Origin of the sequence: Agromyces sp. 3263 (assembly GCF_031456545.1) — a bacterium.
Classification (GTDB): Bacteria; Actinomycetota; Actinomycetes; order Actinomycetales; family Microbacteriaceae; genus Agromyces.
This window is the reverse complement of record NZ_JAVDUV010000002.1, coordinates 443,454-469,293: the sequence shown is the minus strand read 5'-3', so window position 1 is coordinate 469,293 and position 25,840 is coordinate 443,454. Positions and strand designations below refer to the sequence as shown.

At 70.2% G+C, this 25,840-nt stretch carries 18 protein-coding genes and 1 tRNA gene; 18 read left to right on the top strand and 1 reads right to left on the bottom strand.

The window, feature by feature from the left end; all coding sequences use genetic code 11:
* Nucleotides 1–5 precede the first annotated feature (5 nt).
* The 13 genes from hisF (at nucleotide 6) to J2X63_RS15300 (ending at nucleotide 16,240) form a co-directional block, all read left to right on the top strand.
* Nucleotides 6–767 carry an imidazole glycerol phosphate synthase subunit HisF gene (gene hisF, locus J2X63_RS15360; protein WP_309978800.1) on the top strand — a complete coding sequence of 254 codons (762 nt, stop codon included), beginning with the start codon at nucleotides 6–8 and terminating at the stop codon, nucleotides 765–767.
* Entirely contained in the window at nucleotides 764–1,207 is a 444-nt protein-coding gene (hisI, locus tag J2X63_RS15355) for a phosphoribosyl-AMP cyclohydrolase (protein WP_309978798.1), read from the top strand. Before hisF ends, hisI begins: the two co-directional genes overlap by 4 nt.
* Before the next feature lie 29 nt (nucleotides 1,208–1,236).
* Nucleotides 1,237–2,757 (top strand): anthranilate synthase component I, encoded by a 1,521-nt coding sequence (locus J2X63_RS15350; RefSeq protein WP_309978796.1) that lies wholly within the window; start codon nucleotides 1,237–1,239, stop codon nucleotides 2,755–2,757.
* Nucleotides 2,754–3,410, top strand: coding sequence for a Trp biosynthesis-associated membrane protein (locus tag J2X63_RS15345; RefSeq protein ID WP_309978794.1), 657 nt, complete (start codon nucleotides 2,754–2,756; stop codon nucleotides 3,408–3,410). The genes J2X63_RS15350 and J2X63_RS15345 overlap by 4 nt, the downstream gene beginning before the upstream one ends.
* A 35-nt stretch (nucleotides 3,411–3,445) precedes the next feature.
* Nucleotides 3,446–3,676 (top strand): DUF6704 family protein, encoded by a 231-nt coding sequence (locus J2X63_RS15340; RefSeq protein WP_309978792.1) that lies wholly within the window; start codon nucleotides 3,446–3,448, stop codon nucleotides 3,674–3,676.
* A 3-nt stretch (nucleotides 3,677–3,679) separates the two neighbouring features.
* Complete coding sequence (trpC, locus tag J2X63_RS15335; RefSeq protein ID WP_309978790.1) at nucleotides 3,680–4,450, top strand: indole-3-glycerol phosphate synthase TrpC; 771 nt, start codon at nucleotides 3,680–3,682, stop codon at nucleotides 4,448–4,450.
* A 1-nt stretch (nucleotide 4,451) separates the two neighbouring features.
* Complete coding sequence (gene trpB, locus J2X63_RS15330; protein WP_309978788.1) at nucleotides 4,452–5,660, top strand: tryptophan synthase subunit beta; 1,209 nt, start codon at nucleotides 4,452–4,454, stop codon at nucleotides 5,658–5,660.
* The gene (gene trpA, locus J2X63_RS15325) at nucleotides 5,657–6,442 is read left to right on the top strand and encodes a tryptophan synthase subunit alpha (RefSeq protein ID WP_309978786.1); all 786 of its coding nucleotides are present in this window, start codon (nucleotides 5,657–5,659) and stop codon (nucleotides 6,440–6,442) included. Before trpB ends, trpA begins: the two co-directional genes overlap by 4 nt.
* Nucleotides 6,443–6,500: 58 nt before the next feature.
* Nucleotides 6,501–7,511, top strand: a complete 1,011-nt coding sequence (lgt, locus tag J2X63_RS15320; RefSeq protein WP_396133165.1) for a prolipoprotein diacylglyceryl transferase — start codon at nucleotides 6,501–6,503, stop codon at nucleotides 7,509–7,511.
* A gap of 94 nt (nucleotides 7,512–7,605) precedes the next feature.
* Nucleotides 7,606–12,198: a glutamate synthase large subunit gene (gene gltB / locus J2X63_RS15315; protein ID WP_396133164.1), complete on the top strand. Its 4,593-nt coding sequence runs from the start codon at nucleotides 7,606–7,608 to the stop codon at nucleotides 12,196–12,198.
* Between the two features lie 77 nt (nucleotides 12,199–12,275).
* The gene (locus tag J2X63_RS15310; RefSeq protein ID WP_309978782.1) at nucleotides 12,276–13,733 is read left to right on the top strand and encodes a glutamate synthase subunit beta; all 1,458 of its coding nucleotides are present in this window, start codon (nucleotides 12,276–12,278) and stop codon (nucleotides 13,731–13,733) included.
* 75 nt (nucleotides 13,734–13,808) lie between these two features.
* Nucleotides 13,809–15,224 carry a pyruvate kinase gene (pyk, locus tag J2X63_RS15305; RefSeq protein ID WP_309978780.1) on the top strand — a complete coding sequence of 472 codons (1,416 nt, stop codon included), beginning with the start codon at nucleotides 13,809–13,811 and terminating at the stop codon, nucleotides 15,222–15,224.
* 116 nt (nucleotides 15,225–15,340) lie between these two features.
* A complete protein-coding gene (locus J2X63_RS15300) occupies nucleotides 15,341–16,240 on the top strand; it encodes an alpha/beta hydrolase (RefSeq protein WP_309978778.1) in 900 nt (299 codons plus the stop codon).
* Between the two features lie 57 nt (nucleotides 16,241–16,297).
* Here J2X63_RS15300 and J2X63_RS15295 read toward each other — a convergent pair.
* Nucleotides 16,298–16,380: transfer RNA gene (locus J2X63_RS15295), tRNA-Leu, on the bottom strand.
* Nucleotides 16,381–16,416: 36 nt separating this feature from the next.
* Between J2X63_RS15295 and J2X63_RS15290 the strand changes: the two genes are divergently transcribed.
* The 5 genes from J2X63_RS15290 to rpsA all read left to right on the top strand — a co-directional run bounded on the left by J2X63_RS15290 (nucleotide 16,417) and on the right by rpsA (nucleotide 25,786).
* Complete coding sequence (locus J2X63_RS15290; protein WP_159602535.1) at nucleotides 16,417–17,025, top strand: ANTAR domain-containing response regulator; 609 nt, start codon at nucleotides 16,417–16,419, stop codon at nucleotides 17,023–17,025.
* A gap of 138 nt (nucleotides 17,026–17,163) precedes the next feature.
* Complete coding sequence (gene polA, locus J2X63_RS15285; RefSeq protein ID WP_309978776.1) at nucleotides 17,164–19,884, top strand: DNA polymerase I; 2,721 nt, start codon at nucleotides 17,164–17,166, stop codon at nucleotides 19,882–19,884.
* A gap of 113 nt (nucleotides 19,885–19,997) precedes the next feature.
* Nucleotides 19,998–21,671 carry a DUF885 domain-containing protein gene (locus J2X63_RS15280; RefSeq protein ID WP_309978774.1) on the top strand — a complete coding sequence of 558 codons (1,674 nt, stop codon included), beginning with the start codon at nucleotides 19,998–20,000 and terminating at the stop codon, nucleotides 21,669–21,671.
* Between the two features lie 140 nt (nucleotides 21,672–21,811).
* On the top strand, nucleotides 21,812–24,148 hold the full coding sequence (locus J2X63_RS15275; RefSeq protein WP_309978772.1) for a metallophosphoesterase: 2,337 nt from the start codon (nucleotides 21,812–21,814) through the stop codon (nucleotides 24,146–24,148).
* Between the two features lie 186 nt (nucleotides 24,149–24,334).
* Complete coding sequence (gene rpsA / locus J2X63_RS15270; protein ID WP_159599853.1) at nucleotides 24,335–25,786, top strand: 30S ribosomal protein S1; 1,452 nt, start codon at nucleotides 24,335–24,337, stop codon at nucleotides 25,784–25,786.
* Nucleotides 25,787–25,840: the final 54 nt, after the last annotated feature.

Genomic DNA, 25,840 nt, shown 5'->3' with positions numbered 1-25,840 from the left:
CGCGGATGTCCCTCGCCGTCCGTGTGATCCCATGCCTCGACGTGGCCGCCGGCCGCGTCGTGAAAGGCGTCAACTTCCAGAACCTGCGCGACGCGGGCGACCCCGTCGAGCTGGCCGCCCGCTATTCCGAGCAGGGCGCCGACGAGCTCACCTTCCTCGACGTCACGGCCACCGTGGACGACCGCTCCACCACGTACGACATGGTGCAGCGGGTCGCCGAGCAGGTGTTCATCCCGCTGACCGTGGGCGGCGGCGTCCGCTCGGCCGAGGACGTGGCGCGGCTCCTCGGCCACGGCGCCGACAAGATCGGCGTCAACAGCGCGGCGATCGCCCGCCCCGAGCTCATCGCCGAGATCGCCGACCGGTTCGGCGCCCAGGTGTGCGTGCTCTCGCTCGACGTGAAGCGCTCGCGGCGCACGGCCTCGGGCTTCGTGGTGACCACGCACGGCGGCCGCACCGAGACCGACCTGGACGCGCTCGACTGGGCGCGCCGGGCCATCGACCTGGGCGCGGGCGAGCTGCTGGTCAACTCCATCGACGCCGACGGCACCAAGGCGGGCTTCGACCTCGAGCTCACCGCGCTGATGCACGAGCTCGCGGGCGTCCCCGTGATCGCGTCGGGCGGCGCCGGCGCCGTCGGGGACTTCGCGCCGGCGATCGCAGCGGGGGCTGACGCGGTGCTCGCGGCATCCGTGTTCCACAATGGCGAGGTGACGATCGGCGAGGTGAAGGCCGCCCTCGCCGCGGACGGAAGGATCGTGCGATGAGCGAAGCCGGCGACGAGGAGCTGGAACGCGACGAGGAGTCGTGGGCGCCGGGGGCATCCGCCGTCGACCGCGCGCTGTTCAACGCCGACGGCCTGTTGCCCGCCATCATCCAGCAGGAGGGCACCGGTGAGGTGCTGATGCTCGGCTGGATGGACCGCGAGGCGATGCGCCGCACGCTCACCGAGGGCCGGGTGACGTTCTGGTCCCGGTCCCGGCAGGAGTACTGGCGCAAGGGCGATACGTCGGGCCACGTGCAGTACGTGCGCGCCGCAGCGCTCGACTGCGACGCCGACACGCTGTTGGTCACGGTGGAGCAGGTCGGCGCGGCGTGCCACACCGGCACCCGTACGTGCTTCGACGGCGACCCGCTCGAGGTCGTGGTGGGCGCGGCGCCCGTGCCGACCGCTGCCGCCGCACCCGCACAGGCACCCGCCGACTGACACGACGTCCACCGACACGAGGAGGCCGAGTGCCCGCCACGACGAGCTTCGACGAGTTCACCGCCCTGCTGCCGGGCCGCAGGGTCGTGCCCGTGTCCCGTGAGCTCTTCGCCGACGGCGAGACTCCCGTCGGCATCTACCGCAAGCTGGCCGAGGGCCGCCCCGGCACCTTCCTGCTCGAGTCCGCCGAACAGGGCGGCATCTGGTCGCGGTACTCCTTCGTCGGCGCCTCGTCGTACGGCGTGCTGACCGAACGCGACGGGCGCGTCGAATGGCAGGATTACGGGCTGTCGGCCGAACGTGCGTTGGGCGGGGCCGCCGGTCTCGCGCCCCTCGCCGCGCTGGAGGCGCTCTTCGAGCGCTGGCGCACCGAGGACGTGCCCGGAGCGCCGCCACTGACCGGCGGGCTCGTCGGCTTCATCGGGTGGGAGGCGATCCGTCAGATCGAGCACCTGCCGAACCGGCCGCCCGCCGACTTCCGGATGCCGGGCCAGGCGTTCTCCTTCGTCTCCGAGCTCGTCGTCATCGACCACCGCACCGGCACCGTGCAGCTCGTCGCGTCCACCCTGAACGACGGCGACGAGTCGCCCGAGGCGCTCTGGGTGGACGCGCAGGAGCGCCTCGACCGGATGCAGCGGCGGCTCGCCCGCCCGTCGGAGGCCTGGCTCGCCGAGATCGACCTGTCGACCGCCGCGACGCCCACGCACCGCACGGAGAAGGCCGACTTCCTCGCCGCCGTGGAGCGGTCGAAGGAGTACATCCGCGAGGGAGACATCTTCCAGGTCGTGGTGTCGCAGCGCTTCGAGCAGGTCGCGACCGCCGACCCGATCGACGTCTACCGGGTGCTCCGGAGCCTCAACCCGAGTCCGTACATGTACGTGCTGCACCTCGACGACCCCGCGGGCGAGCCCTACTGGATCGTCGGCTCCTCGCCCGAGGCGCTCGTGAAGGTCGAGGACGGCCGTGTCTTCACGCACCCGATCGCGGGCTCGAAGCCTCGGGGTGCGTCGCCCGAGCAGGACGCGGACCTCGAGGCCGAGCTCGTCGCCGATCCGAAGGAGCAGGCCGAGCACCTCATGCTCGTCGACCTGGCACGCAACGACCTCGCCAAGGTCTGCACGGCCGGATCGGTCGAGGTGACCGAGTTCATGCGCGTGGAGCGGTTCAGCCACATCATGCACCTGGTGTCGTCCGTCGAGGGTGACCTCGCGCCGGGGGCGAACGCGGTCGACGTGTTCCGCGCGACCTTCCCGGCCGGCACGCTCTCGGGTGCGCCGAAGCCGCGCGCGCTCGAGATCATCGACGAGCTCGAACCCGCCCAGCGCGGGCTCTACGGCGGTGTCGTGGGGTACTTCGGCTTCGGCGGCGACGCCGACCTCGCGATCGCCATCCGCACCGCCACCATCTCGGGTGGGATCGCCCGGGTGCAGGCGGGTGGGGGGCTCGTCGCCGACTCCGTGCCCGAGTCGGAGTTCCAGGAGTCGCAGAACAAGGCCGCGGCGCCGCTGCGCGCGGTCGCGGTGGCGAACGCCATGCGGAGGGTCGAGTGAGCGCCTCGCGCATGAAGCTGCCCATCATCGTGGCCACGATCGTCGGCGCCGGCCTCGCCCTGCTCTCGTGGAGCCAGACCTGGTTCGAACTGCGACTCGCGGATGCCGCGGCGCAGGGCTCCGACGACGCGATCGCCGTTCCCGGCAGCGTCGCGTCGCCGGCCCTCGCCGCACTCGGCCTGGCCGGACTCGCACTCGTCGCGGCCCTCGCGATCGCCGGTCCCGGCATCCGCATCATCCTGGGCCTGCTCGAGGTCGTGCTCGGGGGCTGCGTGCTGCTCGCCGCCGGCATGTCGCTCGGCGGCCCCGTGGCCGCGGTGGCGCCGGCGGTGACGGATGCCACGGGCGTGTCGGGTTCCGGCCCGACCGCTGAGCTCGTGGCCGGCGTGACGGCCACCGCCTGGCCGGCCATCGCCGTCGCCGGGGGAGTGCTGCTCGTGCTCGCCGGCGTCGCCGTCCTCGTCACCGGGACGCGCTGGCCCTCGTCGTCGCGCCGATACCGGTCGGCCCGCCTCGAGGACGCCGACGAGCCGGTCGAGACGGGTGCCGGCGGGCGAGCGGCATCCGACCGGGCCATCGACGACTGGGACGACCTCAGCCGCGGCGACGACCCCACCGGCGACCCCACCGAGCCCGCCGGACCGAACCGCTAGACTGGCCCCCGAAACCCCAGCAACGAAGGAGCAACATGAGCACCGAGCACGCAGATCCCGGCCACGGACACTCGCCCGCGGCATGGACCTCCGTCATCATCATGCTCATCGCCGTCACCATCGGCACGGTCGCGTTCTTCCTCGACCTACCCTGGCTCGTCTGGGCATCGGCTGCCCTCCTCGTCGTCGGTGCCATCGTGGGCTGGGTCCTGGCCCGTGCCGGCTACGGCGTCGGCGGTGCGAAGGTCGTCGAGAAGGCGCACTGACGCGTGCTGTCCGAACTGACCGCGAACGCGGTCGCAGATTCGCTTGCACGCCGTGAGACGCGCGGCTTCGCCGAGGTGGAGCGCGCGGCGCTCGCCCGCCCTGCCGCACTCGACGCCCTCGAGGCGCTGAAGCCCGCCGAGCGGGTCAAGGTCATCGCCGAGATCAAGCGGTCGAGCCCCTCGCGCGGTGCGCTGGCGACCATCGCCGACCCGGCGGCCCTGGCCCGCAGCTACGAGCTCGGCGGTGCGAGCGCGATCAGCGTCCTCACCGAGGGCCGCAGGTTCGGCGGCTCGCTCGCCGACCTCGAGGACGTCCGCGCCGCCGTCGCGCTGCCCGTGCTCCGCAAGGACTTCATCGCCACGCCGTACCAGGTGCTCGAGGCCCGCGCGGCGGGCGCCGACCTGGTGCTGCTCATCGTGGCAGCCCTCGACGACGCGACGCTGCGCGAGCTCTTCGACCTCATCGTCGAGCTCGGCATGACGCCGCTGGTCGAGACGCACTCGGCCGACGAGCTCGACCGGGCGGCGGCGCTCGGTGCGCGCCTCATCGGCGTGAACGCCCGCGACCTCACGTCGTTCGAGCTCGATCGCGACCTCTTCGGCCGCCTCGCAGACCGCTTCCCCGCCGACGCCGTGCGCGTCGCCGAGTCGGCGGTGCTGTCGGCGGCGGATGTCGCGCACTACCGCGCGGCGGGTGCCGACGTGGTGCTCGTCGGCGAGGCGCTCGTCACGGGCGACCCCATTGCCAACCTCCGAGCCTTCCTGGCGGTGTGACATGGCGCTCAGAGCGCAGACCGGTCCGTACTTCGGCGACTTCGGGGGGCGATTCGTGCCCGAATCCCTGATCGCCGCCCTCGACGAGCTCGGCGAGGCGTACGACCTCGCCAAGCTCGATCCCGCCTTCGGCGCCGAGCTCGCCGAGCTCGGCCGCAGCTACACCGGGCGGCCGTCGATCATCACCGAGGTGCCGCGCTTCGCGGCCCACGCCGGGGGCGCCCGCGTCATCCTGAAGCGCGAGGACCTCAACCACACGGGCTCGCACAAGATCAACAACGTGCTCGGCCAGGCGCTGCTCACCAAGCGCATCGGCAAGTCGCGGGTCATCGCCGAGACGGGGGCCGGGCAGCACGGCGTCGCCACGGCCACCGCAGCGGCGCTGTTCGGTCTCGAGTGCACGATCTACATGGGCGAGGTCGACACCGAGCGCCAGGCGCTGAACGTCGCACGCATGCGCCTCCTCGGCGCAGAGGTCGTGGCCGTCACCGCGGGCTCCCGCACGCTGAAGGACGCCATCAACGAGGCGATGCGCGACTGGGTCACGAACGTGGCGAGCACCAACTACATCTTCGGCACGGTCGCGGGGCCGCACCCGTTCCCCGAGATGGTCCGCGACTTCCAGAAGATCATCGGCGAGGAGGCGCGGCAGCAGGTCATCGACCTCACCGGTGCGCTGCCCACCGCGGTCACCGCGTGCGTGGGCGGCGGCTCGAACGCCATCGGCATCTTCCACGCGTTCCTCGACGACGTCGAGGTCGGCCTCTACGGCTTCGAGGCGGGCGGCGAGGGCGTCGACACCGAGCGCCACGCGGCCACGATCACCAAGGGCCGGCCCGGCGTGCTGCACGGTGCGCGCAGCTACCTCCTGCAGGACGACGACGGCCAGACCATCGAGTCGCACTCGATCTCCGCCGGCCTCGACTACCCCGGCGTCGGCCCCGAGCACTCCTGGCTCTCGGCGATCGGCCGGGCGCAGTACCGACCGGTGACGGATGCCGCCGCCATGGAGGCGCTGCGGCTGCTCACCCGCACCGAGGGCATCATCCCGGCGATCGAGTCGGCGCACGCCCTCGCGGGCACCCTGGAGCTCGGTCGCGAGCTCGGCTCCGACGCCACGATCCTGGTGAACCTCTCGGGCCGCGGCGACAAGGACATGGACACCGCAGCGAAGTACTTCGAGCTGTACGACGAGGAGCACCCCAAGTGAGAACCGCCGGTCCCGTCATCCGCCGGCGCAACGAGGAGGCCGGCGGCGCGCTCATCGGCTACCTCCCGGTCGGCTTCCCGACTCTCGACGAGAGCGTCGAGGCGGCCGTGGCGCTCGTGGAGAACGGCGTCGACGTGCTCGAGCTCGGCCTGCCCTACTCCGACCCGGTCATGGACGGCCCGGTCATCCAGGCCGCGACGCAGCAGGCCCTCGGCAACGGGTTCCGGCTCGCGGACGGCTTCGAGGCGGTGCGCCGCATCACCGAGCGCACGGATGCCCCGGTGCTGATCATGACCTACTGGAACCCCGTCGTGCAGTACGGGGTCGATCGCTTCGCGGACGACCTCGCCGCGGCCGGGGGAGCGGGCCTCATCACTCCCGACCTCATCCCCGACGAGGCGGCCGACTGGATCGCCGCCTCCGATCGCACCGGGCTCGACCGGGTGTTCCTCGCGGCGCCCACCTCCACCGACACGCGCATCCGCCAGGCGGTCGAGGCCAGCCGCGGCTTCGTCTACGCGGTCTCGACCATGGGCATCACGGGTGCCCGCACCGACGTCGACCAGGCGGCGCGCACGCTCGTCTCCCGGCTCGCGGATGCCGGCGCGCCGGCGAGCTGCGTGGGCCTCGGCATCTCCACGGCCGCCCAGGTGGCCGAGGTGCTCGAGTACGCCGACGGCGCGATCGTCGGCTCGGCGCTCGTGAAGGCCCTCGCCGAGGGCGGCGTCGCCGGGGCCGGCGAACTGGCCGCGGCGCTCGCGCGCGGCACGCGCTCGGAGTGAAGTACGCTGACTGGGGCCTGACGGGCCACCAGTCGCATGAGGAAAGGCAGCAGCCCGAGTGATCGCACCGCTCAGCATCCCGAGCCCCGACTACGAATGGCAGATCTGGGAGATCAACCTGTTCGGGTTGCAGCTCAACATCCACATGTACGCGCTGTGCATCCTGGTCGGCATCATCCTCGCGGTGGTCATCACCTCGCGCCGCCTCACCAAGCGGGGCGCCGAACCCGGCGTGGTCCTCGACATCGCGCTGTGGGCGGTTCCGCTCGGCATCATCGGTGCGCGCATCTACCACGTGCTGACCCACCCGAACGACTACTTCTACGAGGGCGCCAACGTCTGGAACCCGCTCCAGCCGGGCGCCATCTGGAACATCTGGGAGGGCGGCAACGCGATCTACGGATCGCTCATCGGCGGCGCGATCGGCGTGTGGATCGGATGCCGCATGACCGGCATCCGGTTCTGGTCCTTCGCCGACGCCCTCGCCCCCGGCCTCCTCGTGGCGCAGGCCGCCGGACGCCTCGGCAACTGGTTCAACCACGAGCTGTTCGGCATGCCCACCGACCTGCCGTGGGGTCTCGAGATCGAGTCGTCGAACGTCGCGTTCCCGGCCGGGCTTCCCGACGGCACGCTGTTCCACCCGACGTTCCTCTACGAGATCATCTGGAACCTCGCGGGCGCGGCGCTGATCATCCTCCTCGAACGTCGCCTCAACCTCCGCTGGGGCAAGGCGTTCGCGATCTACCTCATCTGGTACGGTCTCGGCCGCTCGTTCTTCGAGGCCATCCGCGTCGACCCGAGCGAGATGTTCCTCGGGGTGCGGGTGAACGTCTGGGCGTCGTGGGCCGCGGTCATCCTCGGCATCGTGATCCTCATCGTGCAGCGGCGCCGGCACACCGGCGACGAGCTCTCGCCCTACGTTCCGGGCCGTGAATGGAAGCGCCCCGACCCTGAGGTAGACTCGGACGAAACCGAGTCCGACTCCGACTCTCTCGACGATGGCGTCGAGGGCGAGAACAGCACGGGCGAGACGGCAGCCACAAGCTCGAGCCGTTCTACCTCCGCGTAGCGCCCCATCTCCCAGTTCTCCGACGCGACGCCGCACCATGCGCCGCGACATCCCTTCGAAGGGCCGACGACGTCCCCTGCTGCCTAACTAGTTGATGAGGACGGTCCACGTGTCGCTCACTCCACCCTTCTCGAGGTTCAGTCTCGTTCCCGACGCCCAGGGTCTCTACGACCCGGCCGCCGAGAAGGACGCCTGCGGCCTCGCGATGGTCGCGACCCTCCGGGGCTCAGCCGGACACGACATCATCACCGCGGCGCTCGACGCCCTTCGCCACCTCGAGCACCGGGGTGCCGTCGGTTCCGACGCGGGCACCGGCGACGGAGCGGGCATCATCACCCAGGTGCCCGATGCGTTCCTGCGCGCGGTCGCACCCTTCACGCTGCCCGCCGCCGGCTCCTACGCCGTGGGCAACGCCTTCCTGCCCGTCGACCCGACGGCGCGCAGCAGCGTCAAGCGGCGCTTCGCCCAGCTCGCGGCATCCGAGGGCCTCGAGGTGCTCGGGTGGCGCGAGGTGCCCGTGCGTCCCGACGAGCTCGGCACCCTCGCCCGTGCGGCCATGCCGGTCGTGCAGCAGCTCTTCGTGCAGTCGTCCGCGACGACGTCGGAGGGCGCCCGGCTCGAGGGCATCGCGCTCGACCGGCTCACGTTCCGGCTGCGCAAGCGCGCGGAGCGCGAACTCGAGCTCTACTTCGCGTCGCTGTCGTGCCGCACCCTCGTCTACAAGGGCATGGTGACCACGCTCCAGCTGGAGCCGTTCTACCCCGACCTCTCCGACGAGCGGTTCGCATCGAAGCTCGCCCTCGTGCACTCGCGGTACTCCACGAACACGTTCCCGTCGTGGCCGCTCGCGCAGCCGTTCCGGATGATCGCGCACAACGGCGAGATCAACACCATCCAGGGCAACCGCAACTGGATGCGCGCGCGCCAGTCGCAGCTCGAGTCGGAGCTGCTCGGCGACCTCGACCCGATCCTCCCGATCGTCACGCCCGGCGCGAGCGACTCGGCCTCGTTCGACGAGGTCGTCGAGCTGCTGACCCTCTCGGGCCGCAGCCTTCCGCACGCGGTCATGATGATGGTGCCCGAGGCCTGGGAGAACCAGACCGAGATCGACCCCGCCCGCCGCGCCTTCTACGAGTACCACTCGATGCTCATGGAGCCGTGGGACGGCCCAGCGGCCATCGTGTTCACCGACGGCTCGCTCGTCGGCGCGACGCTCGACCGCAACGGACTGCGTCCCGGCCGGTACATCGTCACCGACGACGGCCTCGTGGTGCTGGCGAGCGAGATCGGCGTGCTCGACATCGACCAGTCGAAGATCGTGCGCAAGGGCCGCCTGCAGCCAGGGCGCATGTTCCTCGTCGACACCGAGGCCGGGCGCCTCATCGAGGACGACGAGATCAAGGCCGACCTCGCGGCATCCGAGCCGTGGGGCGACTGGCTCGAGGAGGGCCGCATCCGCCTCTCGGAGCTGCCCGAGCGCGAGCACATCGTGCACCCGCCCGCCTCCGTGAACCGTCGCCAGCGCACCTTCGGCTACACCGAGGAGGAGGTGAAGATCCTCCTCACGCCCATGGCCAAGACCGGCCAGGAGCCGCTCGGCGCGATGGGATCCGACACCCCGATCGCAGTGCTGTCGCAGCGGCCGCGCCTGCTCTTCGACTACTTCACGCAGCAGTTCGCGCAGGTCACCAACCCGCCGCTCGACTCGATCCGCGAGGCCGTGGTCACGTCGCTCGGGTCCTCGCTCGGCCCCGAGCGGAACCTCCTGACCGCCGGGCCCGACCACGCCCGCCAGGTGTCGCTCGACTTCCCGGTCATCGACAACGACGAGCTGGCGAAGATCGTGCACATCGACCCGCGGGTCGGCGCGCGCACGACCAAGACGCTGAAGGGGCTCTACCGCGTCGACGACGGTCCCGAGGCCATGCGTGCGCGACTCGACGAGATGTGCGACGAGGTCGACGAGGCGATCGAGGAGGGCGCGTCGTTCATCGTGCTCTCCGACCGCGACTCCAACAAGGACCTCGCGCCCATTCCCTCGCTGCTCATGCTCTCGGCCGTGCACCACCACCTCATCCGGTCGGAGACCCGCATGAAGGTCGGGCTCGTCGTCGAGGCCGGCGACGTGCGCGAGGTGCACCACGTCGCGCTGCTCGTGGGCTACGGTGCCTCCGCCGTCAACCCGTACCTCGCGATGGAGACCTGCGAAGACCTCGTGCGAGCCGGCGTGATCACCGGTGTCACCCCCGAGCAGGCCGTGCGCAACGTCATCAAGGCGCTCGGCAAGGGCGTGCTGAAGATCATGTCGAAGATGGGCATCTCCACCATCTCGTCCTACGCCGGCGCCCAGGCCTTCGAGGCGGTCGGGCTCGCGCAGGACTTCATCGACGAGTACTTCACCGGCACGAACTCGAAGCTCGGCGGCGTCGGCATCGACGTGGTCGCATCCGAGAACCTGCACCGGCACCGCGTGGCCTACCCCGAGGACGCCGCCGTGCGTGCGCACGAGCGGCTCACCACGGGCGGCGAGTACCAGTGGCGCCGCGACGGCTCACCGCACCTCTTCAACCCCGAGACGGTGTTCCGCCTGCAGCACGCCACGCGCAACCGCCGGTACGACATCTTCCGCGAGTACACGTCGCTCGTCGACGCGCAGGCCGAGGAGCTCATGACGCTTCGTGGGATGTTCGCGCTGCGCACCGGAGCCCGCCAACCGCTGCCGATCGACGAGATCGAGTCCGTGGAGTCCATCGTCAAGCGCTTCTCGACGGGCGCGATGAGCTACGGCTCGATCTCGAAGGAGGCCCACGAGTCGCTCGCCATCGCCATGAATCGGATCGGCGCGAAGTCGAACACCGGGGAAGGCGGCGAGGACCTCGACCGGCTCCTCGACCCCGAGCGTCGCAGCGCGATCAAGCAGGTCGCGTCGGGCCGTTTCGGCGTGACGAGCATGTACCTCACGCACGCCGACGACATCCAGATCAAGCTCGCGCAGGGCGCCAAGCCGGGCGAGGGCGGACAGCTGCCGCCCACCAAGGTCTACCCATGGGTGGCACGCACCCGGCACGCGACCGCGGGCGTCGGCCTCATCTCGCCGCCCCCGCACCACGACATCTATTCGATCGAAGACCTCAAGCAGCTCATCTTCGACCTCAAGCGGGCCAATCCCAAGGCGCGCGTGCACGTGAAGCTCGTGAGCCAGTCGGGCATCGGGGCCGTCGCGGCCGGCACGGCCAAGGCCCTGGCCGACGTCATCCTCGTCTCGGGGCACGACGGCGGCACGGGCGCGAGCCCCCTGAACTCGCTGAAGCACGCCGGCACGCCGTGGGAGCTCGGCCTCGCGGAGACCCAGCAGACGCTCATGCTGAACGGCATGCGCGACCGCGTGGTCGTGCAGGTCGACGGCCAGCTGAAGTCGGGCCGGGACGTCATCATCGGCGCGCTGCTCGGTGCGGAGGAGTTCGGCTTCGCGACCGCGCCACTCGTCGTGCAGGGCTGCGTCATGATGCGCGTCTGCCACCTCGACACCTGCCCGGTGGGCGTCGCGACGCAGAACCCCGAGCTGCGCAAGCGCTTCTCGGGCAAGCCCGAGTTCGTCGTGAACTTCTTCGAGTTCATCGCGCAGGAGGTGCGGGAGTACCTCGCGGAGCTCGGCTACCGCTCGCTCGACGACATCATCGGGCGTCGCGACCTGCTCGACGTCGACCGTGCGGTCTCGCACTGGAAGGCGGCGGGGCTCGACCTCACGCCGGTGCTCGTCGGCCCGGACTTCTCGGAGTCCGAGCCGCGGCGCAACCTCCGCCACCAGGACCACGAGCTCGACCAGCACTTCGACAACGAGCTCATCCGCCGCAGCCGCATCGTCCTCGACACCGGCGGCACCGTGCAGATCGAGCTGCCGATCAAGAACACCGAGCGTGCGGTCGGCACGATGCTCGGGCACGAGGTCACCGTCCTGCGCGGCGAGCACGGCCTGCCGCCGGGCTCCATCGACGTCACCCTGACCGGCTCCGCCGGCCAGTCGCTCGGCGCGTTCCTCCCGAGCGGCATCACGCTCCGCCTCGAGGGCGACTCGAACGACTACGTCGGCAAGGGGCTCTCGGGCGGACAGCTCGTGCTGCGTCCCTCGCGGGACAGCGGATTCGTCGCCGAGCAGAACGTGATCGCCGGCAACGTCATCGGCTACGGCGCCACCCGCGGCAGCATGTTCATCCGCGGCATCGTCGGCGAGCGGTTCCTCGTGCGCAACTCGGGAGCGACCGCGGTCGTCGAGGGCGTCGGCGACCACGCGCTCGAGTACATGACCGGCGGCCTCGCGCTCATCCTCGGCGAGACCGGGCGCAACCTCGGAGCCGGCATGTCCGGGGGCACGGCGTACGTGCTCGGGCTCCACGAGGACCGGGTGAACCGCGAGTCGCTGAGCTCGGGTGAGCTCGAGCTGCACCCGCTCGGCAGCGCCGACCGCGAGATCGTGCGCGACCTGCTCGAGCAGCACCTCGAGACCACGGACTCCGCGGTCGCCGCCAGGATCCTCGCAGAGGGGGATGCCGCGCTCGACCGCTTCACCAAGGTGCTGCCGCGCGACTACGCGGCGGTGCTCCGCACGCGCCAGAGCGCCGTCGACGAGGGGCTCGACCCCGACGGCGACGTCGTGTGGACGCGAATCCTGGAGGTGACCGGTGGCTGACGCATCCGCGGTGCCCATCGGCATCGACGACTTCTCCCCGAACCGAGCGCTGCTCGTCGAACGCATGGAGGTGACGGGTGGCTGACCCGAAGGGCTTTCTGAAGGTCACCGAGCGCGAGCTGCCCAAGCGGCGTCCCGTGCCGGTGCGCATCATGGACTGGAAAGAGGTCTACGAGCAGGGCGACCCCGCCCAGCTCCGCCGGCAGGCCGGACGCTGCATGGACTGCGGCATCCCGTTCTGCCATCAGGGCTGCCCGCTCGGCAACCTCATCCCCGAGTGGAACGACCTCATGTGGCGTGGCGAGGGCCGCGCGGCGATCGAGCGCCTCCACGCGACGAACAACTTCCCCGAGTTCACGGGCCGGCTCTGCCCGGCGCCCTGCGAGTCGGCGTGCGTGCTCGGCATCAACCAGCCCGCCGTGACCATCAAGCAGGTCGAGGTCTCGATCATCGACCAGGCGTTCGGCAACGGCTGGGTGCAGCCGCAGCCCCCCGGCCGCCTCACCGGCAAGACGGTGGCGGTCGTCGGGTCGGGACCCGCGGGCCTCGCGGCCGCACAGCAGCTCACTCGGGCCGGACACACCGTGGCGGTCTTCGAGCGCGACGACCGCATCGGCGGTCTCCTGCGCTACGGCATCCCCGATTTCAAGATGGAGAAGAGGCACCTCGACCTGCGGCTCGCGCAGATGACCGCCGAGGGCACCCGCTTCCGCGCGGGCGTCAACATCGGCGTGGACATCACGTGGGAGCAGCTGCGGGAGCGGTACGACGCGGTCGTCGTCGCGACCGGGGCCATGGTGCCGCGCGACCTGCCGATCCCGGGCCGCGACCTGCCCGGCGTGCACTTCGCCATGGAGTACCTCACGCAGTCCAACCGCCACCTCGCCGGCGACCAGGTCTTCGACCAGATCAGCGCCGAGGGCAAGCACGTCGTCGTCCTCGGCGGCGGTGACACCGGCGCGGACTGCATCGGCACGGCCCACCGCCAGGGTGCGCTGTCGGTCACCAACCTCGCCATCGGCAAGGAGCCGGGCACGACGCGTCCGGCCGAGCAGCCGTGGCCGATGCATCCGACCGTCTTCGAGGTGCAGAGCGCCCACGAGGAGGGCGGCAACCGCCACTACCTCGCGTCGACGGTCGAGTTCCTCGCGAACGACGCCGGCGAGGTGCGCGCGATCCGCGTGGCCGAGACCGAATACCTCGACGGACGTCGCGTGCCCAAGGCCGGCACCGAGCGCGAGATCCCGGCAGACCTGGTGCTCCTGGCCCTCGGGTTCACCGGCCCCGAGACGCGCGAGCTCGACGAGCAGCTGCAGCTCCCGGTCACCGACCGGGGCAATATCGCGCGCGACGGCGACTACTCGACATCGCAGCCCGGCGTGTACGTCGCCGGCGACGCCGGTCGCGGCCAGTCGCTCATCGTGTGGGCCATCGCCGAGGGCCGCGCTGCGGCATCCGCCGTCGACCGGTACCTTGAAGGCGACACCGACCTGCCCAGCCCGATCCCGGCGCACGCCCGCGCCTTCGCGATCTAGACCCAGCGCGCGCCGACGGCGCGTCGCACGACCACAACCCAGCGCCTCGGCGCGGAACACGGGAGCACACACCAGATGAGACGAGCGAAGATCGTCGCCACCCTCGGGCCGGCGACATCGAGCTATGAGCAGATCCGGGCGATCGTCGATGCGGGCATCGACGTGGCACGGATGAACCTCAGCCACGGCAGCTACGACGTCCACGAGGGCGTCTACCAGAACGTGCGGAAGGCGGCGAACGACTCGGGTCGCGCCGTCGCGGTGCTCGTCGACCTGCAGGGCCCGAAGATCCGGCTCGGCAAGTTCGCGAACGGCCCGCACGAGCTCGCCGAGGGCGACATCTTCAAGATCACGACCGAAGACGTCGTGGGCACGAAGGAGCTCGTCGGCACGACGTTCAAGGGACTTCCCCAGGACGTCAAGCCCGGTGACTTCCTCCTCATCGACGACGGCAAGGTGCGCGTCGAGGTCGTCGAGACCGACGGCACCGTCGTGACCACCCGTGTCATCGTGGCCGGACCGGTGTCGAACAACAAGGGCATCAACCTGCCCGGCGTCGCCGTGAACGTGCCGGCGCTGTCCGAGAAGGACGAGGCAGACCTGCGCTGGGGCCTCGAACTCGGCGCCGACCTCATCGCGCTCTCCTTCGTGCGGAACGCGAGCGACATCGATCGCGTGCACGAGATCATGGCCGAGGTCGGCCGGCGGGTGCCGGTGATCGCGAAGATCGAGAAGCCGCAGGCCGTCGACGCGCTCGAGGAGATCACCGAGGCGTTCGACGCGATCATGGTCGCGCGCGGCGACCTCGGCGTCGAGCTGCCCCTCGAGGCCGTGCCGATCGTGCAGAAGCGCGCGGTCGAGATCGCCCGCCGCCTGGCGAAGCCGGTCATCGTGGCGACGCAGATGCTCGAGTCGATGATCCACAGCCCGGTGCCGACGCGCGCCGAGACCTCCGACGTCGCCAACGCGGTGCTCGACGGCGCCGACGCGGTCATGCTCTCGGGCGAGACCAGCGTGGGGGAGTACCCCGTCATCACGGTGAAGACCATGGCGCGCATCGTCGAGTCCACCGAGGAGCACGGGCTGGACCGCATCCTGCCGCTCGGCACCAAGCCCCGAACGCAGGCCGGCGCGATCACCCTCGCAGCGGTCGAGGTCGCCGACTTCGTCGAGGCGAAGTACCTGTGCGTGTTCACCGAGACCGGTGAGTCGGTTCGCCGGATGTCGCGCATCCGTTCAGTCATCCCGATCATCGCCTTCACGCCCGATCCCGCGATCCGGCGGCGGATGGCGCTGAACTGGGGCGTCGAGTCCTACGTGGTGGACCGCGTCACCCACACCGACCAGATGGTCGGCCAGGTCGACGTCGTGCTCGCCAAGACCGGGAAGGCTGTGAACGGCGAGAAGGTCGTCATCATCTCCGGTTCCCCTCCCGGCATCCCCGGCACCACCAACGACGTGCGCGTGCACGTCGTCGGCGAGGTGCTCTAGCCGCTCGCCGCCCGATGGCCCGGCCACTCCTCACGGGGCGGCCGGGCCGTCGCCGTGTCGAGGGTGCGCAGCGCGGCATCGTCGTGCGAAACTTCCCACAGGGGAAGGGACACGGGATGTCGATCAGCAAGGACTCCGGGCGCACCACGCGGCGCGCCCCCAGGCGGCCGTCGACGACGCTCGCCGAGCGGTGGACCACCATCGACGGCATCGATGTCTTCTACCGGGAGTCGCCCGTGCCGCCGCCGGGCGCGCCGGCGATGATGCACGTGCACGGGTTCGGGTTGTCTGGGCGGTACCTGCTTCCCACGGCTGAGCGGCTGGCGGACGACTTCCACACCCTCGTGCCCGACCTGCCCGGGTTCGGTCGCAGCGGCAAGGCGGCGGACGCCCTCGACGTGCCCGACCTCGCGCACGCGGCGGCGCGGTTCCTCGACGACCGTGGCATCGAACGCGTGACCCTCGTCGGCAACTCCATGGGCTGCCCGGTGATCTGCGAGTTCGCGTACCACTATCCCGAGCGCCTCGAGCGGGCGGTGCTCGTGTCGCCGGCCGGCGGCATCTTCAACCAGCCCCTGCGCCGGGCGATGGGCCAGATCAGCCGCGACGGCACGCGCGAGCCGCCGCAGCTCATGCGGGTGGTGACCCCCGACTACCTGCGATTCGGCGTGCCGAGCACCGTGCGCATGTTCAAGGCGCTCACGCAGTACCCGTCGCTCGAGCGCATGCTGGCGATGCACATCCCCACGCTCGCGGTGCTCGGCGACCGCGATCCGCTCATGCCCGGCCCCGAGCGCGTGCAGGAGGTGGCGAGCCAGACCGACAACCACGTGCTCATCGTGAAGATCGAGGGGGCGGCGCACGCCATCAACTTCAGCCACTCGGGCGAGCTGGCGCACATGATCCGGCTCTTCATGGCCGACAAGCCGATCGTCGACGACCCGGATTCGCCCGGTCACGCGCGCCTCTACGAGATCCACCGCGGCACGCAGCATCCGCCCGCTCGCGAGGACTGACCGCCGACGGCGAGGTGCACGGATGCCCCGGCTCGCGCCCGCGGCTCATGCCGACGGTGCCGGTGGTGGGGGTCGAACCCACACGCCCTCTCGGGCAAAGCATTTTGAGTGCTCCGCGTCTGCCATTCCGCCACACCGGCCAGAGGCCTCGCTCAGAATACCGTAGGCTTTCCTGCGTGACTGACAGCGAAGAGACCCAGCCGCCCGCGCCGCGCCGCGTCGTCGTCGCGGAGGATGAGTCGCTCATCCGCCTCGACATCGTCGAGATCCTCCGCGACAACGGCTACGAGGTCGTCGGCGAGGCCGGAGACGGCGAGACCGCCGTGGCACTCGCGACCGAGCTGCGCCCCGACCTCGTCATCATGGACGTGAAGATGCCGCAGCTCGACGGCATCTCGGCGGCCGAGCGCCTCTCGAAGGGCCACATCGCGCCCGTCGTGCTGCTCACGGCGTTCAGCCAGAAGGAGCTCGTCGAGCGGGCGAGCGAGGCGGGTGCGCTGGCCTACGTCGTCAAGCCGTTCACGCCCAACGACCTGCTGCCGGCGATCGAGATCGCACTCGCCCGCCACGCGCAGATCATCGCGCTCGAGGCGGAGGTCGGCGACCTCGTCGAGCGGTTCGAGACCCGCAAGCTCGTCGACCGGGCCAAGGGCCTGCTCAACGAGAAGATGGGCCTCACCGAGCCCGAGGCGTTCCGCTGGATCCAGAAGGCGTCGATGGATCGCCGCCTCACCATGAAGGACGTCTCGCAGGCGATCATCGAGCAGTTGGCGCCGAAGAAGTAGCGCACAGACCCCGAATTCCGGATGCCGCGACGACCTGCTCGTCGCGGCATCCGTCGTCTCCGGCCGCCCCGCTGCCACCCCTGGTGCGGGCGTCCGCGGCGGCGAATCGGTGTCGGCGGCCGCTTGTAGGCTTGGGGGGTGCCGGACGCAGACAAGCCCACCCTTCTCGTGATCGATGGCCATTCGCTGGCCTTCCGGGCCTTCTACGCCCTTCCGGTCGACAGCTTCTCCACTCGTGACGGGCAGCACACGAACGCCATCCACGGGTTCCTGTCGATGCTGCTGCTGCTGCTGGCCAACGAGAAGCCGTCGCACCTCGCGGTCGCGTTCGACAGGTCGCGCCAGTCGTTCCGCACCCGGGAGTACGCCGAGTACAAGGGCAACCGGGGCGAGACGCCCGTGGAGTTCAAGGGCCAGGTGCCGCTCCTGCAGGAGGCGCTCCAGGCCATGGGCATCCGCACCATCGAGAAGGAGGACTTCGAGGCAGACGACATCCTCGCCACCCTCGCCACGCAGGCGTCGGCCGACGGCTACCGCGTGCTGCTCGTCTCGGGCGACCGCGACACCATCCAACTCGTCGACGACGACGTGACGCTGCTCTATCCGAACACGCAGGGCGTGTCGCAGCTCAAGCGCTACGACACCGCCGCGGTGATCGAGCGCTACGGCATCCGCCCGGAGCAGTACCCCGACGTCGCCGCCCTGGTGGGCGAGACGAGCGACAACCTGCCCGGCATCACGAAGGTCGGCGAGAAGACCGCGGTGAAGTGGCTGGGCCTCTACGGCGACCTCGAGGGCATCCTCGCGCACGCCGACGAGATCAAGGGCGTCGCCGGGCAGAACCTGCGCGACCAGCGCGAGAACGCCGAGCGCAACCGCCGGCTCAACCGGCTCGTGCGCGACGTCCCGCTCGAAGTGGTGCTCGACGAGCTCGAGGCCAAGCCGATCGACGTGGAGTCGGTGCGTCCGCTCTTCGAACGCCTCGAGTTCCGCACGCTCCTCGAGCGGCTCACGAAGCTCGCCGCCGGCGACCTCAACGGGAACGGCGGCGGGCGTGTCGCCGCCGGCACCGGTGCGCCCGCGGCATCCGCCCCTGCCGTCGAAGAGATCGCCTCCGCTCCCGCACCGACCGCTCCGTCGCCGCAGCGACTCGGCGGTGACGCGCTCGCGTCGTGGCTGGAGCGCGCGACGGCCGCTGAACCCGCAGGACTCGGACTGAGCCTCGAGATCGCCGACGGGCGCGTGATCGGGGCCGGCATCGCGGCCTCCGACGAGACGGTCCAGCTCGCCTGGCAGGCCGGTGCCGCCGACGCGGCGCCGTTCGAAGCCTGGCTCGCCGGTGACGCGCCCAAGATCATGACCGACGCCAAGGCGCAACTCAAGGCGGCCGCGCGATCGGGCCTCCCGGTCGCGGGTCTGGTGCTCGACACGCTCGTCGCCGGGTGGCTCATCCGGCCGATCCTGGCGGAGAAGTCGCTGGCCGACCTCGTCTCGTTCCACCTCGGTGAGACCGTCCCGCAGTCCGACCCCTCGCTGCTCGTTCCCGAGGAGGGAAGCGACGCGGGCGCTCCCGAGTACGCCTGGTACACGCTCCGGCTCGCGCCCGTGGTGCTGCGCGCGCTCTCCGAGGGCTCCCGCCGACTGCTCGCCGAGGTCGAGATGCCGCTCGTGCCGGTGCTCGCCGCGATGGAGCTGCGTGGCGTCACGGTCGACCACGCCGAGCTCGCCTCCCTCTCGTCCGAGCTCGGTTCGCGTGCCATGGCGCTCGCGCAGGCGGCCTACGCCGAGATCGGTCGTGAGGTGAACCTCGGGTCGCCCAAGCAGCTGCAGGAGGTGCTCTTCGAGCAGCTCGGCATGCCCAAGACCCGCTCCACCAAGACCGGCTACACGACCGACGCGAGTGCCCTGGCCGACCTGCAGGAGTCCAATCCGCACCCGTTCCTCGGCTACCTCCTCGAGCACCGCGACGTGACGAAGCTGCGCCAGATCGTCGAGTCGCTCGACAAGTCGATCGCCGCCGACGGCCGCATCCACACGTCCTACGGGCAGGTCGGTGCGGCCACGGGGCGCATGTCGTCGAACGACCCGAACCTGCAGAACATCCCCATCCGCACCGAGGACGGCCGCCGGATCCGCAAGGCGTTCCGTCACGGACCCGAGTACACCGAGCTGCTGACGGCCGACTACTCGCAGATCGAGATGCGGATCATGGCCCACCTCTCGGGCGACCCCGGCCTCATCGAGGCGTTCAACGCCGGCGAAGACCTGCACCGCTTCGTCGGCGCACGGGTGTTCTCCGTCGAGCCGTCCGACGTGACGTCGCTCATGCGCACGAAGGTCAAGGCGATGTCATATGGCCTCGCCTACGGGCTGAGCGCGTTCGGACTGTCGAAGCAGCTGCGCATCGACCGGGCCGAGGCCCAGCAGCTCATGCGCGAGTACTTCGAGCGTTTCGGGTCCGTGCGCGACTACCTGAGGGGCGTCGTCGAGCAGGCGAAGGTCGACGGGTACACCGAGACCATCTTCGGGCGCCGGCGGCCGTTCCCCGACCTGTCGAGCCCCAATCGCGTGCTCCGCGAGAACGCCGAACGCGCTGCGCTGAACTCCCCGATCCAGGGCTCGGCCGCCGACATCATGAAGATCGCGATGACGAGCGTCGAGGCCGACATCGCTTCGAAGGGCCTCGAGAGCCGCATGCTCATGACGGTGCACGACGAGCTGATCTTCGAGGTCGCCGACGGCGAGTCCGACGTGCTGGAGCAGGTCGTCCGCGACCGAATGGCCAATGCCGCCGAGTTGCTCGTGCCGCTCGACGTGCAGATCGGTCGCGGCTCGAACTGGGACGACGCCGCACACTGACGTGGGCGTGGGCGTGGGCGTGGGCGTGGGCGCATGCGCGCGTCGGCATGCATCGCCGGTGCTCGCGTTCGTCAGCCTCGGCGAGGGTCGGCGGGGTGTCATAGGCTCGACCCATGGCATCGAGTGAGCGCATCCCGTCCGACGTCGATCGCATCGCAGAGGGGTGGGTCGACACGCTCGTCGAGCTGAACCCCGCAGTGGGCACGTACATCGGGCGGCCGTCGGCCGACGACCGCCTCGCGGACTACTCGCCCGACGGCCACGCCCGGTCGATCGAGGCGACGCGTGCAGCGCTCGCGGCGCTCCGTGCCGCGGAGCCGGTCGACGACGTCGACCGCATCACCGTCGCCGACCTCGGCAGCGAGCTCGCGCTCGCCCTCGAGAGCCACGACGCGAAGCTGCACCTGCGCGACCTCAATGTCATCGCGAGCCCCGCGCAGGAGATCCGCGAGGTGTTCGACCTCATGCCCACCGACTCGCGCGACGACTGGGAGCGCATCGCCGCGCGTCTCGACGCCGTGCCAGCAGCGATCGACGGGTACGTCGCCACGCTGCGTGCGGGCGGCGCCGAGGGCGTCGTGCCGGCCGTCCGGCAGGTGCGCGAGGTCGCCGCTCAGGCCCATCGCATCGCCAAGGCCGACGGGTTCTTCGCCACGTTCGCCGAGCAGGCGAAGGCCGGCGAGGGCGAGCTTCCCGAGTCGTTGCACCGAGAGCTCGAGCGTGCGGCGTCCGGTGCCGCTGCCGCGTACGGCGAACTGGCCGCATTCCTCGAACGGGAACTCCAGCCGATCGCCGGAGAGCGCGACGGCGTGGGACGTGAGATCTACGCCCTGCAGTCGCGGCACTTCCTCGGCGCCGTCATCGACCTCGACGAGACCTACGAGTGGGGCATCGAGGAGCTCGCCCGCATGGTGGCCGAGCAGGAGGCCATCGCGAACGAGATCCTGCCCGGGGCATCCGTCGCGGAGGCGATCGCCCACCTCGACGGCGATCCCTCGCGCAAGCTGCACGGCACCGACGCGCTGCAGCGTTGGATGCAGGAGACCAGCGATCGGGCGGTCGCGGAACTCGGCGCCACGCAATTCGACATCCCCGATGAGATCCGCACGCTCGAGTGCATGATCGCGCCCACGCAGGAGGGCGGCATCTACTACACCGGGCCGAGCGACGACTTCACCCGGCCGGGCCGCATGTGGTGGTCGGTGCCCGAGGGCGTCACCGAGTTCGACACCTGGCGCGAGCTCACCACCGTCTACCACGAGGGCGTTCCCGGCCACCACCTCCAGATCGGCCAGGCCGTCGTGAACCGCGGCAAGCTCAACACCTGGCGGCGTCAGCTCGCCGGCACATCGGGGCACGCCGAGGGCTGGGCGCTGTATGCGGAGCGCCTCATGGAGGGTCTCGGGTACCTCGACGACCCCGCCGACCGCCTCGGCATGCTCGACGGCCAGCGCATGCGGGCGGCTCGCGTCGTGCTCGACATCGGCGTGCACCTCGGCAAGCCCCGGCCCGACGGCACCGGCCCGTGGACGGGGGAGTACGCGTTCGAGTTCCTCTCCCAGAACGTGAACATGAACGAGGGGTTCGTGCGCTTCGAGGTGAACCGCTACCTCGGCTGGCCCGGGCAGGCCCCGTCGTACAAGGTCGGCCAGCGGATCTGGGAGCAGCTGCGCGACGAGGTGGCGCGGCGTGAGGGCGACCGGTTCGACATCCGGGAGTTCCACCGTCGCGCGCTCGACCTCGGCGGCGTCGGCCTCGACACGCTGCGTGGCGCGCTGCTGGGCTGAGTGCGTGAGTCGCCGCCCCCGTTCGGGGGTTGGCGGACACGCTGAGGTCGGCGTAGACCTAGCCATGTCGAGCCGGCCCGCGGCTCGCGCTGGAAGTTCCGATGACCCGAGTTGGACGCGTTTCCCGATCGCGACGGTTGGTGGCGGCATCGATTGCCGCCACCGCCTCGCTCGCGGCGCTCATGCTCATGCCGACCGACACCGCGGTCGCCGCGGAGGACGACTTCACCATCGTGGTGATCCCCGACACGCAGGCGTACACGAACACCGGCGGCATCGACGCCATCTTCGACCAGCAGACGCAGTGGATCGTCGACCAGCGCGACCAGCTGCACACCAAGTTCGCGATCCATGTCGGCGACCTCGTCGAATCATGGCCGAACGTCAACCAGTGGGCTCGCGCGAGCCGGTCGATGGCCATCCTCGACGCGGCGGGCGTCCCGAGCTCCGTGCTCCCCGGCAACCACGACCTCAGCATCACGACCGGGGAGTCGAGCACCTACGACACGTACTTCCCGCCGAGCCGCTACTCCGCCGCGACATGGAACTCCGCCTCCGTGCGATACGGCGGCTACCTCGGGCAGAACCAGTTCGGGCCCGATGGCATCGATCGGAAGAACAAGGACAACTACGCGCTGCTCGACGCCGGCGGACTCAAGCTCCTCCTCGTGAACCTGGAATTCGAGTCGCCCGCGTACTCGCTGTCCTGGGCGCAGCGCGTCATCGACGCGTACCCCGATCGCCGAGTCATCCTCGCGACGCACGGCTTCATCACCACCACCGGCAACCGGTCGAACACGGTCATCCGCACCGACACGACGCCGAAGTCTGCGAACGACGTCTGGAACGAGCTCGTCTACCGCAACTGCAACATCTTCATGGTCGTCAACGGACATTGGCACGATGGCGAGTTGAGTGAGGCCCGCCGCACCGATCCGAATGCGTGCGGCAGGCCCGTGCACCAGATCCTCAGCGACTACCAGGATCGCGCCAACGGCGGGAACGGGTGGCTGCGGTACTACACGTTCCATCCCGCGACCGACACGATCGACGCCTTCACCTACTCGCCGTACCTGCAGCAGATGGAGAACGACGCGGACAGCCGCTTCACGCTGGCGTACGACATGCACGCGCCGGCGGGCGGCGAGCCGGTGACGCTCCTCGCCGGCGGCTCCTCGTGGAGCTGGCGCTACGAGGGCGGCGCCTGGCCGACCGGTTGGAACACCGAGGCGTTCGACGACACCGCGTGGGCACGGGGCGGCGCACCGCTCGGACGCGGGTCCACCTCCATCGTGACGGTGGTGGACAAGCCCCTGCCGACCACCAATCGCCCGATCAGCATGGTGTTCCGACATCGCGTCGACATCGCTCGAGCCGGCGAACTCAGCGACGTTCGCGTGATCACGCGCGCCGACGACGGCGTCGTGGTGCACGTGAACGGCGTCGAGATCGGCCGCTCGCGGATGCCCACTGGCATCGTGACCTCAGGTACGTACGCCACCGCGGCACCGAGGACCTCGGTCGCGACCGCCACACCGGCCGAGTTCGCGGTGCCCGCCGGCCTGCTGCACGACGGGATCAACACGATCGCGGCATCCACCCACCTCAACTACAAGGGCACGACGGATGCGTCGTTCGACCTGGTCATGTCCGGGACCCGAGTGCACGACACGACGCCTCCTGCACCAGCACCCCCGACGCTCACGGCCGACAGCACCCACGAGGACGTGACCCTCTCATGGGCGCCGGGTGACGCGACGCCCGTGCAGAGCTGGACGATCTCGAAAGATGGTCAGCCCCTCGCTACGGTGGCCGGCGGGACCACCACGACGATCGACACGGACGTCCTGCCGGCGACGGCGTACACCTACGGCATCCGTGCTGTGGGAACGACGGGACTCGAGTCGACGGAGACCACGATCGTGGTGACGACGGATCCCGCGCCGTCGGAACCGGTGCCGGTCGTGCTGGTGGATGCGGGAAGCGATTGGCGCTGGCAGTACCGCAGCGGCAGCTGGCCGGCAGGCTGGACCACATCCGCCTTCGATGATCGCGGCTGGAACGCCGGGAAGGCGCTGTTCGGATTCGGCGCTCCCGGCATCGTCACCGTCGTCGACGTGCCGCCGCCGACATCGGGACGGCCGATCAGCGCGCAGTTCCGACGCTCGTTCTCGGTCGCCGATGCGGACGTGCTCAGCGGCGTCACGCTGACGACTCGCGCCGACGACGGGGTGGTCGTCTTCGTCAACGGCGTCGAGGTCGCTCGCTCGAATCTCCCAGCCGGGGTCATCGGTTCGGGTACGTACGCGACGGCGGCGCCCCGCACCACGGCCGCACCGCAGGTGGTGGTCACGATCCCGGCGTCCGCCCTGCGCGACGGGGTGAACACCATCGCGGCATCCGTGCACCTCAACTACCGCGCGACCCGCGACATGACGTTCGATGCGAGGATCGATGCGATGGCGCCTCCCGGATGACCGCGAGCACGGATGCGTGGGCACGGCTGACGGGCCGGCGCACTGCCGGATTGCGGCCCATGCCAAGGATTGGTTAGGATAGAGCGTCACTCGTGTGACATCCCTGTCCGCATGCCCATCGCGGAACCAACATAACGCTCTACCTCGCGATGGGCTCGATTCTGTCCTTTACGGAGCATTCACTACATGACAACCGCAACGACCAAGGCACCCAAGCAGGTCGCGATCAACGACATCGGATCTGCTGACGATTTCCTCGCCGCGGTCGAGAAGACTTTGAAGTTCTTCAACGACGGCGACCTCATCGAGGGCACCGTCGTGAAGATCGACCGCGACGAGGTGCTCCTCGACGTCGGCTACAAGACCGAGGGCGTCATCCCCTCGCGTGAGCTTTCCATCAAGCACGATGTCGACCCCAGCGAGGTCGTCGGCGTCGGCGACACCGTCGAGGCGCTCGTTCTCCAGAAGGAGGACAAGGAAGGCCGCCTCATCCTGTCGAAGAAGCGTGCGCAGTACGAGCGCGCGTGGGGCGACGTGGAGAAGATCAAGGAGGCCGACGGCGTCGTGACCGGTTCGGTCATCGAGGTCGTCAAGGGCGGCCTGATCGTCGACATCGGTCTCCGCGGCTTCCTCCCGGCGTCGCTCATCGAGCTCCGCCGCGTGCGCGACCTCACGCCGTACCTCGGCCAGGAGATCGAGGCGAAGATCCTCGAGCTCGACAAGAACCGCAACAACGTCGTGCTCTCGCGCCGCGCGCTCCTCGAGCAGACGCAGTCGGAGTCGCGCTCGACGTTCCTCGCGAACCTCCACCCGGGCCAGATCCGCAAGGGCGTCATCTCGTCGATCGTCAACTTCGGCGCGTTCGTCGACCTCGGTGGCGTCGACGGTCTCGTCCACGTCTCCGAGCTCTCGTGGAAGCACATCGAGCACGCCAGCGAGGTCGTCGAGGTCGGCCAGGAGGTCACCGTCGAGGTGCTCTCCGTCGAGCTCGACCGCGAGCGCGTCTCCCTGTCGCTCAAGGCGACGCAGGAGGACCCGTGGCAGGTCTTCGCCCGTACCCACGCGATCGGCCAGGTCGCACCGGGCAAGGTCACGAAGCTGGTTCCGTTCGGTGCGTTCGTGCGCGTCGCAGACGGCATCGAGGGCCTCGTGCACATCTCGGAGCTGTCGGGCAAGCACGTCGAGCTCGCCGAGCAGGTCGTGTCGGTCGGCGAAGAGGTCTTCGTCAAGGTCATCGACATCGACCTCGAGCGTCGCCGCATCTCGCTTTCGCTGAAGCAGGCGAACGAGGGCGTCGACCCCGAGGGCACCGAGTTCGACCCGGCGCTCTACGGCATGCTCACGGAGTACGACGAGCAGGGCAACTACAAGTACCCTGAGGGCTTCGACCCCGAGACCAACGAGTGGCGCGAGGGCTTCGAGGCCCAGCGCGAGAAGTGGGAGCAGGACTACGCTGCCGCCCAGGCTCGCTGGGAGGCCCACAAGAAGCAGGTCGCCGCGGCGAACGCTGCTGCCGTGGCCGACGACTCGTTCACCTCGGGCGCCGCATCGTTCTCGAGCGACTCGGCCGGCGCGGGCACCCTCGCCGACGACGCGTCGCTCGCGGCGCTGCGCGAGAAGCTCTCGAGCAACAACTAGTCGCGTTTCGCGATACGAAAGGCCGGTCCCTCGGGGCCGGCCTTTCGGCGTCTC